The 16,136-nt window shown below is 57.1% G+C and carries 7 protein-coding genes and 1 pseudogene; 4 read left to right on the top strand and 4 right to left on the bottom strand.

Translation table 11 applies throughout. From position 1 onward, the window contains the following. The first annotated feature begins 3 nt into the window (after positions 1 to 3). The 4 genes and pseudogenes from ACWFUC_RS13550 to ACWFUC_RS13535 form a co-directional block, all read left to right on the top strand. A complete protein-coding gene (locus ACWFUC_RS13550; protein WP_489625170.1) occupies positions 4 to 1,425 on the top strand; it encodes an HlyD family type I secretion periplasmic adaptor subunit in 1,422 nt (473 codons plus the stop codon). Further along, positions 1,415 to 2,884, top strand: a complete 1,470-nt coding sequence (locus ACWFUC_RS13545; RefSeq protein ID WP_489625169.1) for a TolC family protein — start codon at positions 1,415 to 1,417, stop codon at positions 2,882 to 2,884. Before ACWFUC_RS13550 ends, ACWFUC_RS13545 begins: the two co-directional genes overlap by 11 nt. 418 nt (positions 2,885 to 3,302) lie before the next feature. Continuing rightward, a complete protein-coding gene (locus tag ACWFUC_RS13540; protein WP_489625168.1) occupies positions 3,303 to 4,442 on the top strand; it encodes a dienelactone hydrolase family protein in 1,140 nt (379 codons plus the stop codon). A 300-nt stretch (positions 4,443 to 4,742) separates the two neighbouring features. Next, positions 4,743 to 5,011 (top strand): annotated as a pseudogene (locus ACWFUC_RS13535) (transposase); the annotation flags it as partial. 820 nt (positions 5,012 to 5,831) lie between these two features. Here the strand turns inward: ACWFUC_RS13535 and ACWFUC_RS13530 are convergent. From ACWFUC_RS13530 to ACWFUC_RS13515, 4 genes are all read right to left on the bottom strand, one after another. Continuing rightward, positions 5,832 to 6,248, bottom strand: a complete 417-nt coding sequence (locus ACWFUC_RS13530; RefSeq protein ID WP_489625167.1) for a hypothetical protein — start codon at positions 6,246 to 6,248, stop codon at positions 5,832 to 5,834. A 9-nt stretch (positions 6,249 to 6,257) separates the two neighbouring features. Then, positions 6,258 to 6,749, bottom strand: a complete 492-nt coding sequence (locus ACWFUC_RS13525; RefSeq protein ID WP_489625166.1) for a hypothetical protein — start codon at positions 6,747 to 6,749, stop codon at positions 6,258 to 6,260. 188 nt (positions 6,750 to 6,937) lie between these two features. Further along, positions 6,938 to 7,327, bottom strand: a complete 390-nt coding sequence (locus ACWFUC_RS13520; RefSeq protein WP_489625165.1) for a hypothetical protein — start codon at positions 7,325 to 7,327, stop codon at positions 6,938 to 6,940. Continuing rightward, a complete protein-coding gene (locus ACWFUC_RS13515; RefSeq protein ID WP_489625164.1) occupies positions 7,324 to 15,999 on the bottom strand; it encodes a two-partner secretion domain-containing protein in 8,676 nt (2,891 codons plus the stop codon). Before ACWFUC_RS13515 ends, ACWFUC_RS13520 begins: the two co-directional genes overlap by 4 nt. Positions 16,000 to 16,136: the final 137 nt, after the last annotated feature.

Here is a 16,136-nt window from a genome sequence, read left to right as displayed (position 1 = left end):
TACATGCGATTTCCTCATCTCACTGCAATAGCAGATCTGGCTCACCGCTATCACTCTGTATTCAGGACTGCATGGTCGATCCGCCGGCAGCTTGATGGCAAGTACCGACTTTCGCACGAGCTGGCATTTCTCCCATCGAATCTCGAACTAGTCGAAACACCCGCGCATCCAGCACCTCGATGGACCATGCGAATCATCGTGTTGTTGGCAATGATAGTGGTCGCCATTGCTTTGTTTGGCCAACTGGATATCGTCGCTTCGTCCAAGGGAAAACTTTTGCCGGATGCCCGGGTAAAGATCATCCAACCAGCTATTACCGGCGTGGTTCGGCATATCTGGGTACATGACGGCCAGCGCGTTGCCGCGGGGGCGGTACTGATGGAATTGGATCCGACGCAGGCTGCCGCAGACGCCGACAATGCGCGTTCCGCAAAAATCAGCGCTCAGTTAGCGATGGCTAGATCCCAGGCCCTGCTAGATGCACAGAGGACCCAGCAGTCGCCCAAGGTGGCGATCGTGGCTGGTGCCCCGGAGGAAGATCAGCGACAAGCCCAGCATTTTGCCGATGGCTTTTATCGTGAATATCAAGACAAATCCGCCAGCGCCCAGGCTGAACTGGCCAAGCGGGTCGCCGAACTGGATAACACCAACAAGGAAATTGCGAAGCTGGAGGCAACCGCGCCATTGGCTCGCCAGCAAGCCAATAACTATCAAGCGCTGTTGGCGGATAAGTATGTCGCCAAAAACGACTATCTCGACAAGGAGCAGACCGCGTTGGGGCAAGAGCATGAACTGGCAGCATTGCGCAGTCATGCGCACCAGCTCAACGCGGCAATACAGCAACAAAGGGCGGAAATATCGGCCTTGAACTCGCAGTTCCGTCGCGAGCAGCTCGATTTCCTGGACAAGGCCAGTCAGCAGTTCACCCAAAACGCAAACAATGAGACCAAAGCACAGACACGCCAAAATCTCATGCGTCTAACTTCACCTGTGGCAGGTACCGTCCAGCAATTGGCTATCCACACCTTGGGCGGCGTCGCTTCAGCCGCTCAGCAGGTGATGGTGATTGTTCCTGACGATGGCGTAGAGGTAGAGGTCAGTGTCGAAAATAAGGACATTGGTTTCGTCAAGGCTGGGCAGCAGGCGGTGGTCAAGCTGGAAGCCTTCCCTTATACCCAATATGGCTACCTGACAGGAACAGTCGTCTCGGTTTCCAACGACGCGGTACAAGACAAGAAGCTCGGACTTGCTTTCCCAGCGCGTATTCAGCTGCCCAGCAACAAGATACGTATCCATGACAAATGGGTCAATTTGACTTCCGGGATGGAAGTGACAGCCGAAATCAAGACCGGTACGCGCAGCGTAGCGCACTATTTCCTTGATCCGCTGGTGCAGACAGCGCAGGAGAGCATGCGTGAACGTTGAACGTACTGTAAGGCTGAATTGGCTCTGTCTTTTTGTCTTGAGTGTGGTTCTGCTATCGCAACCGGCCGTTGTCAAGGCGATCGATATATTTCGTACCGATCTGGCGGTTCCTCCCGAACCCTCGGGAGCTATGCTGGAAGGCATCGAGAAGAGGGATGCCTGTGAATTCGAGGCGCTTGGAACGACGCTGGAGCTCGGTGAAGCGCTGGAGCGAGCACTGTGCAACAACCCGAAGACGCGCGAAGCATGGACGTCCATCAAAGTTCAGACTGCCGCCGTAGGGATTGCGAAGGCCCCGTTCTTGCCTACATTGACCGGTTCCTGGCAAAAGACCCGCAACGACAATGCAACCACCGTGGAAGGCTTCCCTACCCTCAGTTCTCAGCAAAAAGCGACTGAGCGTGCCTATAGCGCTTCATTGAATTGGATTCTCTATGATTTTGGCGCGCGTGGTGCCGCGCTAGAAAATGCTGAACAGCTTTTGGCGGCTGCCCAGACTAACCATGATCAAGTCTTGCAGGAGACATTCATGAACGTCGCCAAGGACTTTTACGCAGCGCAGGCCGCTTTCGCGAGCCTGGCGGCATCCACTGATATAGAGAATATCTCCAAGCAAAGTCTTGCAGCTGCAAGCGGCCGGGTTGACAAGGGAATTGCGCCGATCAGTGACCAGCTCCAGGCGCAGACGGTATATGCGCAGGCTGTATTCAGCCGTACCAAAGCGCACGGGGATTGGCTCATCGCAGTCGGTGCGTTAATGTCTGACATGGATATGGATCCCCGCGCGGATATTCAATTTCCGGACATCGAGGAAATGATCATGCCTGTCTCGGACTTCGCTCGCTCATTGGACGAGCTGATTGCCCAAGCGAAGGAAGACCATCCGAGCGTGAGGACAGCGTTTGCGCAATGGAAAGCTGCGTTAGCCAAGGCTGACCAGGCAAAGGCCGAGGGGCTGCCGAACGTCAGCATGATCGGGAAATACAGTTGGAATAATCAACCAGTCAGTCCTTCGATAGGGCAACCGGGACTGCCAGCCTGGGCCAGCGAGAAATATATCGGCATTCAAGTGAATGTGCCAATCTTTGATGGCTTCAATCGCACCTACCAAGTAAGGCAAGCTCAGGCCCAAGCTGAACTCGCGAAAGTCACCTTGGAAGAGGCTCAGCGTAAGGTGGCGTCAAATGTTTGGTCCAGTGAGCAAGCCTTACGCACTGCCACGGAAAACATCGGAAATAGCGCGTCTCTGCTGGACATCGCACAAAGATCATATGACGCCGCCCTACATCGCTATCTGTCAGGCGTGGGCAATGTGATTGAGTTACTCAGTACTCAATCAGCTCTAGCGACTGCGCGCAAGCAGCGGGTTCAAGCTTTGGCTGATTGGCGTACGGCGCGCTTGCAACTTGCAGCTGCGTTAGGGCGTATAGGCATGCGGAGTCTTAGAGCCGGCGAATAATTATCTGCCCAGAGTCCACTTGGGTAGAGATTGCTGCGGGTGGTGAAAAACGCCAGCTCTACAGTCTGCGTTATGAAAATAATCACGGTCTTCGCGATCCACTCCGAATATCACATCAACTCCGGAACTGAAAGACGAACGAATGTACTTTAATCAAATTTCCCCTCGTGGCAAGCATACTTGGCATGTGCTTTTTTCTCTTTGGCTAATGTTCTTTTTCCAAGACGCTCGTTCAATGGACTTCAGAATTAACGTCCCTATCGTCTAGCTGAAGCATTTTGCTGGCTTCGACATTTAGGATATTCGAAAGAGTGACTAGTCTCTGGGACGGAAAACAGGCGGATCTCTTTACGGCAATGTGTGATCCGACCAATTCTTGTGATCTGTGCGGACTTTTTCTTATGTACTGCCCTCAAAAATGAATAAAAAAATATTTATCGCATTGACGATGGTCCTCGGTTTTATACAGTTGCCGGCTTCAAGCGCAGAACCCCCGTTGAATAGTCGTTTGCGGGAAGAAATTATTACGATTCCGTCAAAAGCTGGACCATTCACTGTGCAACTACAGGCGACTACTTATCGACCGCCAGGTGAAGGTCCATTTCCGCTGCTCATCATGAATCACGGAAAAGATCCTGGCCTACCTTCATTCCAAGGGCGTTATCGGGGGCTAGTCATCGCAACGGAATTCGTCCAGCGCGGATATGCGGTCATCCTCCCCATGCGTACCGGATTCTCGAAATCCGAAGGAATGTATGTGGACGGAGGCTGCAATATCACTAGTAACGGTGTCGCACAGGCCAAGGACATACAGGCGACATTGGACTATGCCAGCGGGCTACCATGGATTGACAATAGCAAGATTATCGTGATGGGCCAGTCCCATGGCGGATTGGCTACCATGGCGCTGGGAGCGAGTAATCCTTCCCATGTAAAGGCCTTGCTTAATTTTGCCGGCGGGCTTCGCTACGACATGATTGGCTGCTCTTGGAAAGATGCACTCATTGACGCCTTCGCGTATTACGGTAAGACTACAACGATCCCGAGTCTTTGGTTCTACGGTGAAAACGATAGTTTTTTCAATCCCGAAGTAGTTCGCAAGATGTTCGTTGCCTATACCAAAGGAGGTGCGGATGCAAAGTTGGTCGCGTATGGTCCCTTCAAGAACGATGCGCACGGTATGAGCGGAAGCCGCGATGGAGTTGCAATCTGGTGGCCAGAAACCGAAGCGCTTTTAAAGCGGATTGGTCTGCCAACCGAAAAGACAATCAGTCTCGCCACCAGACTGCCCAGTAGCGGTTTCGCAAAATTGGAGGACAGCGCTTCCGTTCCCTTCTTGAACGAAAGAACACGCGAGTTCTACGAAAAATTTCTCAAATATGAACTACCTCGTGCATTTGCCATATCACCTTCCAATCACGTTGGCTGGGCTTGGGGCGGAGACGATCCTTCGCAGCGAGCTCTCGAAAATTGCCAGAAGAATTCGAAGGATCTCTGCCAGCTATACGCTATCGATGAGGATGTCGTTTGGCAAAAAAGCGGAGCTGCTGGGAAGTAGGCGAGGAAGCGGTCCCCCGAGAGATATAGTACTGTTAAATGGTCTAATTACTCAGACAGCCTGGCTGGCGCTAGCACCCCTTCGATCGCAACTAAGAGACTGTTGCAAAATTAGATTTCTGGGCTGTTAACTTGCCCGACTTGATGTTGACTTCCTGTCTTGTTTTACCTGACGGTATGTGACCCTACCCCAATAAATAGTACCGCTTAGAAATAGAAATTCCGGCATGCTTTTGATCTCAAAAAGAGGAGTCATGCCATGAAGAGAAGCAAATTTACCGAACAACAAATTGCCTAAGCATTGAAGCAGTCCGAGTTGGGAACGCCGGTAGAAGAGGTGTGCAGGAAGATGGGAATTTCGGATGCGCCCTTCTACAACTGGAAGAAGAAATACGGTGGATTGGGGCCGTCAGAAGTAAGACGGCTAAAACAGCTGGAAGAAGAGAATACCAAACTCAAAAAGCTGGTAGCAGACCTGTCTCTGGACAAAGCCATGCTTCAGTATGTACTGGCAAAAAAGCTCTGAAGCCTTCTCGCAAGCGGCTGCTGATTGAAGAGTTGCGTAACCGATGATGGCCTGGCTGCTGCTGTCATCCGTGGTCACGGTACGCGAGGCCAACATGCCGCCGCTGTCGCTATTCTTGTGCTGATCTCGCGCACTGGCCGTGCTCACATCGGTACCGATATTGACGTTATTGCCTGCTGTAGCAGCGAGTGCGCCTTCGGCGTTGACGTAGGCTGCCTGCGCATTGATGTCGCGGCTGGCCGTGACGCTGATCTCCTTGCCTTGGACCGTGCTGCCAATGGCGTTGTGACGGTTGACTTCGGCGCGGTTGTTGTTGTCCCAGGTGATTTTTTCTTGAGACGTTTCGTGCACGGTCGACAGGTTCACGTCACGTTGCGCAACCAACGTCACGTTATCCGCAGAGGTGCTGCGGGCCTTGAGATTGATGTCGCGCCCGGCTACGGCAGTCAACGAGCCATTGCTCTCGGACACCGACATCGACGCATTCTGGTTGATGTTGGTCCCGCTGGTGACCGCATTGGCCGTCGCTACCGTTGTGGCAGCGCTGTTGATGTCACGACCCGCACTCGCTACCAGCGTATTGCGCGCATAGATAGTGCCGCCGATGTTGTTGATGTCCTGCGCCGCCGCCACCGTCACGTCACTGCCGCTGATGCGCCCGCCCAGGTTCTGCACATTGTTGCCCGCCAGCGAAACACCCTGCCGCCCCGCAATCGTGCCGCCACTATTGACGATATCCTGCGCCGCTTGGAAGGCCACATCATTGCCCGCGATCAGCGTGCCTTGTCCGGTCACCTGCCCGGCAATGCCTTCCGCGCCGCCTTAGATCAAAGATTTTTAAGGCGCGCTTTCAGCCTTGCATTATCAGTTTTTATCGCTGTCGGGTCTCAATTCTTGCAGTGACTGATTAATCTCTTCACCACTGATAGTCTCATCACTTTCCTCATAGTCGGACGGTTTCGAGTAGTCGAATTCGATGTCAAATTTTCCATCCGAGAACAACGTAAAAGTAAGCCCCCAGATACGATGACCAGTATTTTCAAGCATTACATTACGAATATAAATTGATGCATCCAATCCATTCCAAATTGCGTCGTCATCAGCTTCGAAGCCACCACTTTCATGAACTTCCCCTTTGTATTCAAAGCACTGATCACCTCTCGCCATATTTTGAAATATAGCCATCTTGCACCTGGCCATATCCCAAGCTCGTGATCCGACAAAGGCCTGCAAATATATGGCAAGTGCCCTGTACGCTTCCTCTAAGCTCTCAAATTTCATTGCAATACCTTATTGTTGAAATCTAAATGGCACAGACTTTCCGTCATTCTTTGCCCGCACCGTATCGCCGACCGAATAGATCAACCCGTGCTCGCTGTTGTTGACCACTCCCGCGCCGATGTCGAGGCGGTTGCGGGCCGCAATGACCAGCGCACTGGTCACGCCGTTGACGGTCTCGGCCTGGTTGTTCAGCAGGTCCGCATCTATGGCGATGTTGTCGCCATAGATGCGGCCGGTACCAAGGTTGTTGACGGTGCTGCTCTCGATGACGGTATTGACGCCATCGATCAGGCCACGGTTGATGAAGGTGTGAACGTCGGTGGCCTTGAGCTTCAGGGTATTGCCCACCAGCGAGCTGCTGGCCTGGTTGTCGATGGTGGCGGCGGTAAGCATGAGCGTGCCGCTCGCACCGACCGCGCCGGCATTGGCGAAAGCGCCTGCGGTGCGCAGGTCGATGTCACCGCTCGCCCCTATCTGGCCGGTATGAAGAATCGACGCCACCAGATCGATGCGCAGGTCCTTCTGGCTGAGGAACCTGCCGCTCCCCGTGAAAAATCTGATATACGTTGAAGACTCATGCCGACACCGATTCGGTGAAGCGCGGCGATCGCCAGCGTACTGCTTACGCCGTTGATGGCCTCGACGTGAATACTGAACTGGGTAATCGAAAAGCTTTTTTATGTACCTCGCTATGCAATCGCCGATACAAAATTCACATCAATTCGATCAACTTCCCATTCAACCATTTTCCCGTTGAGTTGTCCGAATTCAGCCAACAACACGTCATCATAAAAATTCACATCACCAACATTCAGACAACCATCGATCAGCCGTCCACACATAATGCAAGTGAAGCCTGAACCAACCCGAACAATGCTGGGGGAACAATCTTCGCTAATCTCTCTGACAAAGTAATCATCAAATACTTGAGCTTCCAGCTCGACCATATATGATTTCCCCGTTTCGATTCTGAATGGACATAGCGTGACAAAACATGTGATCTCCAAATCATGGATTCGCAACAATACTTCCTCTTCAATATCGTCGCCTAGATACTTTATTTGGGCTGAATAATTCATGGCTTCGGATTTATTACTTTATCGATATTTCCATTATTTAGCATCTTCCAGAAACTGTTACCGCTCTCAATATGAATCGTAGTTATTGCACCGTCGGAGTTTGTTCCGACAAATCCGAACTTTGACTCTCCGTTTTTTCTGTTCCCCATGAATTGAACAAATCCAGTTCGTGGCTCACCCTTGTAAATATATTCAACTTTTTGCCCTTGCTCCATAATCTGTTGCCCCACTTTCAAGTAGTCTTCTGCGGTTTCGCTGCCAAACTCTGTTCCATGTCTTTTAAAATGGTCGATCAGTTTAGCTTCGTCCGCGAAATTACCTACCTTAGAAATCTCTGCAGCACCGACAGCATGCTCAGTGTTTTTTGAAATTTTAGTGGATCCGGGCACCTCAGAAGCGGCCCTTTTTAGCACGCCTTCTTCTGCTCCCATCAGGATATTAGGGATATATTTCCCCAGTACCTGAATCAAAGCGCGCTTCCCCGCCTCAACCCCAATTTCCTCAAGCGGGATACGCTCGCCGGGATACGTCTCGATGTCGAACGACGCAATAACTCGCTGTCCTTCCGTCGAACGATAAGCACCAAACAGCGCTTGATTACCCTCCTGCGCCTGGTCATTTGATGTCTTAGCGATGAAAGCACCTAGCGGGATAGTAGCGCAGCTCGCCCCGGCACTAGGTCCACACAGGGCAAGCCCTCCAACCGCAAGCCCGCCACCACCGACCATCCCTATCGTTCCAGCGACTAGATCAGACAGCCCCTTCGCCCGCTGCCTGTATTCACTGTTACGAGTAATGAAATCCGAGATGTCATCAAAACGAGGAATATAGACAAACTCTCCCGTCTTGCGTAGGGTCTCCAACTCATTCTGATAAGTCGCCCCTTTATCCTGCAACCCCTTCAAGAGGCTGTAATACGGATCATTCGGCGGCACCCCATCAGCGCATCTCACCAACGCACAAGCCGCCGCATTCAAACGCTGCTGCTCTTCGGGTGTCTTCCCCTTCTTGAGGGCCGACAGTTTCTCCGATTCGGACTCATGCAACTGCCGATTGTTTGCCTCAACATGAATACCGGCAGCCAGTCCAGATGCTCCCCCTGCAAGGCCGCCCAGTGCTGCGGCTGCCGCCTGCGCCATCGCTTGCCTTATCGGCAAGGGCAAATCAGTGTTAGCGATCAGCTTGGCAAGCTGCGGCATTGCCACTGAAGAAGTCGCTGCACCAATAGCGCCACCGACACCACCACCAAGCAATCCGGCAGCGGTATGCAAAGCGGTTCGATACAAGCCACCTTCGCTCCAGTTATCACGCTCCGCGATCAACGCAGCCTTCTCGTCCTCACTCTGCGCAACTTCAATTTTGGCGTTGAGTTCGTTGACTTTGGTTGTCGCATAACTGCCGATTTCCTTGGCCGCATTCTTCCCAAACAATTCCGTAATCTGCGCCTGCGCCTGCACATCCGCCTGTAAAGCCTGCGCATCCCATTGTTTGGTCAACTTGCCACTGGTATCCCGGTCACTGCTCACATCCGTATTGATGCTGGCAATGGTCTGCTCAGCCGTCTTGCCGGTCTTGGCCTGCTGGCCCTTGTCGTCCGTGATCTTGATATCAGCCTGGCTGATACCGCTGCGGGTCGTGCTGCTTTCACTGCCGCTGCTGGTACCAAAACCAATTCCCGTCCCATTCATCGACGACTTGCCGCCGGTGAAACCTCCACCGACGCTGAAACTCTGGCTTTCCGCCTTGTAGTCGCTCCGGTTCTGGATATCGGATTGGGTGAGGGTCTCGGTCTTGAGGCTGTTCTTGCCCTCCACAGCTGCCTTGTCGGTACTGGCGATCTTGGCACCTACCAGATCCGTATTGCCAGCCACATTGATCTGGAATCCACCGTCGCCCGCGCGAATCCCCGATTGCTCGTTGACGCTCGCATAGTTGCCGTCGACACTGCTGCGGCTTGCACTGATGCTGCCGCTCATCTTGCCCATACCGACCGAGATGCTACCGCCCAGGCTCTGCTGATTGCTCTTGTAAGTACTGGTGTCCTGCAGGCTGGCAATCTTCAAATCACCGTGACCACTGGTGCCCACGTCCATCACGACCTGCTTGCCACTGACTACCGCCCCACTCAGTGTGGTGTCCGTACCCGAGCTGATCGTGAGCTTGTTGCCCGCATCCACGTGCGTATTGACCTGTGTCACGTCACTGCCGTCACCACGTCCACGGCTGCCAGAGGCACTGGCGTTGAACATCAGACCGTCCGTGCCAATCGATACACCAACCGAACCGGAGCTACTCTGGTTGTTGCTATGCTGTTCGGAGGTATTCTGTGCTGCCAGCAGGCGCACTTCATTGGCGGCCTTGAGCGTGGCGTTCACGCCCGCTTTGATGTCGCTGCCCTGGATGACGATGTTGCTGTCGGCGCCACCGCCTTGTGCGCTGATATTGATACTGCCGCCAGCAGTAACAGACGAGCCGCGCACCGTATTGCTGGACTGTTCAGAACGGCTTTCGCTGCTACTGCTCCCAACGCTCAAGGCGAGATTGATGCCACCAGCCTTGTCAGCATCATTGGCATCCCGCGACGGCGTCTTGCCGGTGATCGGGTCGGTCGGTCCGGTAGCGATCTGGTTGGCCTTACCGTCAATCGTGCTGCCTTGGCCGGCCTTGATGGCATCACCTGCGTTCTTGGCCGCAAATCCCATGTTGGCCACTGCCAGCGCCTGCATCCGCCCATCCTTAGTCTTGCTCGCAGCATCAGCCATCTGATCCACCGTCTGGATCGCCGAGATCACCGGACTGGTGACCGCGACCGTCAGGCCACTTTGCTTGAACTTGTCTTCGGTGGTGGTTTTGCTGGCTTGCTCTGCCGCACGGATTTCGACCGACTTGGCTGCGATATCAATGTCGCCCTTCGGTGCCATCACATCGCTGCCTACTTGCGTGTAACGATTGCCTGCAACGATGCTCACGTTCCCATCCGTACTACCCACGGTCGAAGCAGACGCCGTCTGTCCCTGCGTCTTTCCGTCATGGCTCTGCTCGCGTGTGCCTATGGCCACACCGAAGCCTGCGCCCATCACGCCACTGGTAGTCTCCTGACGGAAGTTGTTTTGGGTGCTGCTGTCAACAGCGGCCACGATATTGACGTTATTGCCAGCCGCCATGCCGGTCCCCAATGTGGAGACCACGTTGCTGCCCTTGACATTGATGTCATTGCCCGCCCGCACCGCCACCGTATTGCCGGAGAAGGTCGTCGCTTGATTGATGGCCTGGCTGCTGCTGTCATCCGTGGTCACGGTACGCGAGGCCAACATGCCGCCGCTGTCGGTCTTCTTGTGCTGATCTCGCGCACTGGCCGTGCTCACATCGGTACCGATATTGACGTCATTGCCTGCGGTAGCAGCGAGTGAGCCTTCGGCGTTGACGTAGGCTGCCTGCGCATTGATGTCGCGGCTAGCCGTTACGCTGATCTCCTTGCCTTGGACCGTGCTGCCAATGGCGTTGTCTCTGTTGACCTCGGCGCGGTTGTTGCTGTCCCAGGTGATTTTTTCTTGAGACGTTTCGTGCACGGTCGACAGGTTCACGTCACGTTGCGCAACCAACGTCACGTTATCCGCAGAGGTGCTGCTGGCCTTGAGATTGATGTCGCGCCCGGCCACGGCAGTCAGCGAGCCATTGCTCTCGGACACCGACATCGACGCATTCTGGTTGATGTTGGTCCCGCTGGTGACCGCATTGGCTGTTGCTACCGTGGTGGCAGCGCTGTTGATATCACGACCCGCACTGGCCACCAGCGTATTGCGCGCATCAATGGTGCCGCCGATGTTGTTGATATCCTGCGCCGCCGCCGCCGTCACGTCACTGCCGCTGATGCGCCCGCCCAGGTTCTGTACATTGCTGCCCGCCAGAGAAACACTCTGCCGCCCTGCAATCGTGCCACCGCTGTTGACGATATCCTGCGCCGCCTGGAAGGCCACATCATTGCCCGCGATCAGCGTGCCCTGCCCGGTCACCTGCACATTGGAGGCATGAATGTACACCTGCGGCACCAGCACTTCCTGCGTGCTGCCATCAGCCAGCGTGACAGTCTGCTTGACCAGCCAGACAATATCCGTCTTCAGTTCCGCAATCTGCGCATCGGTCAGCGCCACGCCCAGCGTGTAGCGCTGTGATTGCGCCACCTGTACGCCCGCGTTCATCAAGGCCTGGTATTGCGCTTCATTGCTGCTGTATCCGGCCAGATACCGTTGGCCGGTGATCTGCTGCACCTGGCGCTGGATCAGTTGCTGTTCATAGAACCCATCCCCCAGCTGTCGCACGCTGGCCGTCAAGCCCAGTTGATTCAACATGAAATCCGACGACAGCCAGCTGCGCGTGCCAACGAACTGCGGATCGGTCTGCACGAGGAAGCGCTGCGCCGGGCCCGCATTGATGCGGAAGAGCGCATTGTTGGGCAGCGTCAGGTCGAGGTTGGCGATGCGGATGCTGGCCGCGCCTGCGCTCGCACCCGAGGCTCCCGATACCGACGAGGCCACCGCGCGTACCGAATTCTGGCGATTAGGTCCGGCTCCGCTGGTCGGCGTGATGTCCAGCTGGAAGTTGGTGACGATGTCCTGCGATTGATACGGCGCATCGTCGTAGCGCCGATCATCTGCGCTGAAGGTGTGGCTCTTGATGTAGGTGTAACTGGCCGAGCCCGTCGAGACCACGCGCTGGCGGCCCAACGGGCCGGTGTTGTTGAGGTTGGTGCCGTTGACACTGTCGCCGGCCACCGTGCCGCCCGCGATGAACTGGCTGGCGTAGTTGTTGACGGTACCAGCGGCCAGGCTCATGTTGCCGCCGGACGTGATCATGCCCGGATCGCTCTTGGTGACGACCGTGCGCGTGATCTGTTCGGTACCGTCGTAGATGGTCCATTCTCGATAGGAACGGCTGCGGACGTTGTTGTTGAAAGCGATGATCTTGTCATTGAGCGCAAGCGTCGCCGCCATGTAGGCATCGTACTTGGGCTTCCAGACTGCGTACTCCGCCTTGTACTTGGCCATCTCTTCCGCACTGGGTAGCGTCGTGCTGCAAGACTCATAGCAGTTCTCGGTAGGAAGCGGCATGATGGGAATGGGCCCGAGCGCCTCCGGCGGTGTCACGCCCATCACTTGCCAGACGCGATCCGTCACCTCGTAGTTGAAGATGGCCGGATGATCGACGATGGTCGAATCGCCGCCCGCACTACCGTCCTGCCATCCCGGGAAATAAGCTGGCGCGATGGCATCGTCGCCCCCCTTGACACCCTTCGAATAAGTGAAAGGAGGACCATAGCGTTCCGCTGGATAAGCCGATGACGGCAGGACAAGACGAAAATTGTCTTCATCGCCCATGGCCCGCCAGTTGGTCGGTCCTACCACCTGTCCCGAACCGATGTTGACCAGACTGGCCGTGTTCCCATCAATCAACGTCGACGAACCATTGACGCGATAACTGACAATGCGATTACCCGGCCCCGTCTGGTCCGTCGTCTCCAGATGCGCATTGGTGTTGTTGATGCTTCCCGCCGCAATGCTCAGGTTGCCATCGGCATTGATGGTGGCACTGCTGTTGTTGATCTCGCGGGCGCTGCCGGTGGCTTTCTTGTTCGCATCCAGCGCGCCGCCAATGGCCATGTCGCCGACCGAATAGATCAGCCCGTGCTCGCTGTTGTTGACCACGCCCGCGCCGATGTCGAGGCGGTTGCGGGCCGCAATGACCGGCGCACTGGTCACGCCGTTGACGGTCTCGGCCTGGTTGTTCAGCACGTCTGCACCGATGGCGATGTTGTCGCCATAGATGCGGCCGGTGCCGAGGTTGTTGACGGTGCTGCTCTCGATGACGGTATTGACGCCATCGATCAGGCCACGGTTGATGAAGGTGTGAACGTCGGTGGCCTTGAGCTTCAGGGTATTGCCCACCAGCGAGCCGCTGGCCTGGTTGTCGATGGTGGCGGCGGTGAGCATGAGCGTGCCGCCCGCACCGACCGCGCCGGCATTGGCGAAGGTGCCTGCGGTGCGCAGGTCGATGTCACCGCTCGCCCCTATCTGGCCGGTATGAAGAATCGACGCCACCAGGTCGATGCGCAGGTCCTTCTGGCTGAGGAACCTGCCGCTCCCGGTGAAGGAATAGGCCAAAACGCTGGTCTGCTGTCCGGCGATGACGGTGCCGTTGCTGTTGTCGATGACCAGCGCACGGCTGGCCGGGTTGGCATCCGTGAGGCTGGCGCTGTTGGTGGCGGAGATCAAGCCGGCGTTGTTGTCGATGCGGGCGCCGGCGGTGAGCGTGATGGCGTCACCGCGCATCGCGCCCTGGCGGTTGCTGATGTCGGCCGCGCTGACGCTGACGGTGGCGCCTTCGATGCCCTGGTTCTGGCCCTGGGTGCTGTCGTTGCGGACGGTCCCGGCCTGCACGTTGACGGTGCCATCCGAGCGCATCAGGCCCGCGCTGTTGTCCACGCTGCCACTGCCCACCTGCAGATCCACGCCCTGTCTGGCCTGCAGCGAGCCGCCGCGATTGCTCACGGCACTGCCCTCCACCGTCAGCTTGCCATTGGCACCGATCACGCCGGCATCGTTGTCGAGGCCGGTGGTCTTGAGGCTGATGTCGCCGTTGGACGAAACATTGCCCCGATTGACCAGCGCCCCTGCCGTCACGCTCAGCGGACCTTGCGCCACGATGCCGCGCGCGCTGCCGGAATTGGCGTTGCGCACGGTGTTGCTGCCGGCATCCAGGCTCAACGCATCGCCCGCTTGCAGCAGTCCGCCGTCATTGCCGAGGTCGCCGCTGCGGAGGTCGAGCTTGCCCTGCGCGACGATGTTGCCGCTGCCGTTGTCGAGCGCGCCGCTGGCGATGCGGACGTCACGCTGCGCGGCGATGTTGCCTTGGCGATTGTCGAGGGACTGGTTCTGGCTGTCGATGCGGATGTCGTTGGCGCTGAGCTTGCCGCTGTGGTTGTCGATGCCTGCCGCTGTCAGCGCGAGTGCTTGTGCGGCATTCACCTGGCCCTGGTTGGCCAGGGTCCCGCTGGTCGTCACGTTGACCGCATCTGCACTGGAGGCCAGCGTTCCCCGGTTGGCCAGGCTGGCGGCTTGCACGGCCACGGGTCCATTGGCGGCCAGGGTGCCGTCGTTGCTGACGCTCTGTGCAGCCTCGATGCGCAAGCGCTCGCCGGCATTGACGCCGCCGCTGTTGGCGAGACTGCCGACCTGCAGGTTCACGGCCTGCGCCGCTTCCATGCGTCCGCTGTTGCCGGTGCGGGCGCTGCTGCTGACGTTCAGCGCACCCTGCGCCGCACGCACGGTGCCGCTGTTGTCCACGCTGGCAGCGGTGATGCTGGCATCGGCATTGGCCTGCAGCGTGCCGCTGTTGCTGAGGGAACCGGCGGCCTGCACGGCCAGGGTGGTGCTGCTGCCGATGCTGTTGCGGTTGTCGATGCTGGCGGCGGCGATCTGCACATTGCCCTCGCCGCCGACGCTGCCGGTGTTCTGCAGCGCGCCGCTGGCCTGCACCGTCAGCGCACCGGCACTGGCGATGCTGCCGCTGTTGTCCAGCGCTGTGGTGTTGAGGCTGGCCACGCTCTTGCTGCCCAGTTCGCCCGCATTGCTGATGCCGCCTGTGGTCTGCACCGCCAGCAGGCCGGTAGCAGTGAGACTGCCGCTGTTCTCGAGCCGGCCATCGGCCGTCACCACCGCCTGGCCTACCGACGCGCCGATGTTGCCCGCGTTGCGCACGCCCACGCCATGCTCGGTGGAGGTCAGATAGATGTGGCCGGCATACATGCCGCCCAGTTGCGCCACGTCGATGGCCACCGCCGGTGCGGCGTCGGTGGCGGCCACACCGGGAACCACGCTGGCGTGATCCGCGCTGACGGTGTTGAGGCCCGCGCTGACCTTGAGTTCGGGTGCCCAGATGCCGGCATTGACCTGCACGGCGCGCGCGATGATCTCGGCGTAATCGGTGCGGCTGGCATCCATGCCGTTGCCCTCGATGCGTACCGCACCGCTGGCCACGCGATAGCTGTCCAGATTGCCGTTGAGGATCTGCGGTACGCCCGTGGTGAGCGTGGCGCGATTGGCATTGATGAAGCCGCAGCCGGAACAGGTGATGCCCGCCGGATTGGCCACCACCACCTGCGCCCGCGCCCCTGCCACTTCCAGGTAGCCGCGCAGATAGCTGGGATTGGCCGAGTTGACCTGGTTCACGATCACGCGCGCTGCGCCCGTGGCCAGCCATGGATTGCCCGCCACATAGCCGCCCAGCTGGGTGGCCGTAGTGCCCTGCGCATTGTTGAGGATGGCGCCATTGGGGCCGACATCGAATTGCCGGTAGCTGTTGAGCGACACCCCCGCTGCACCCGGCGTCTGGATGTTGACCACCGGCACGCCATTGGGCGTGGCCAGCACGGTCGGCTGCTGATTGCGCGGAGCGTTGCGGTCGCCCAGGATCTGCGCATGGGCCACCGTGTTCATGGCCAGGGCCAGCGCTACCGCCAGCAGCGAAAAGCGCAAAGCGGACGGTAACAGGTCCGGCATCGCCGCACCGTTGGCCGATGTGCGGCCGTGATGCTGGATGCTGGAGGCGATTTCTGCAACGGCCATCAACTGGCCACGATGCCGGTTGAAAACCAGCTTGTAACGCTGACGATTCATGAAAACCCCGAGTGCTGTTGTCGTTATGACCGGTCACGACAACGAACCCCGATTCGTTGTTTTCCGTTTCCGGTTAGCAATATTTTGCTTGCCAGGGTCGGGATGTTAATTTAGGTTAACGAGGAAAGGTGATTTTT

The sequence above is a fragment of the Herbaspirillum sp. Her4 genome (assembly GCF_057961335.1).
Note: the sequence above shows the minus strand (reverse complement) of the source record. Positions and strands in the feature narration are given on the sequence as shown.

What these genes read in the sequence shown, in the direction of transcription:
- ACWFUC_RS13550 (WP_489625170.1), top strand. Translation starts at nt 4, where the DNA reads ATGCGATTTCCTCATCTCACTGCAATAGCAGATCTGGCTCACCGCTAT.
- ACWFUC_RS13540 (WP_489625168.1), top strand. Translation starts at nt 3,303, where the DNA reads ATGAATAAAAAAATATTTATCGCATTGACGATGGTCCTCGGTTTTATA.
- ACWFUC_RS13530 (WP_489625167.1), bottom strand. Translation starts at nt 6,248, where the DNA reads ATGAAATTTGAGAGCTTAGAGGAAGCGTACAGGGCACTTGCCATATAT.
- ACWFUC_RS13520 (WP_489625165.1), bottom strand. Translation starts at nt 7,327, where the DNA reads ATGAATTATTCAGCCCAAATAAAGTATCTAGGCGACGATATTGAAGAG.
- ACWFUC_RS13515 (WP_489625164.1), bottom strand. Translation starts at nt 15,999, where the DNA reads ATGAATCGTCAGCGTTACAAGCTGGTTTTCAACCGGCATCGTGGCCAG.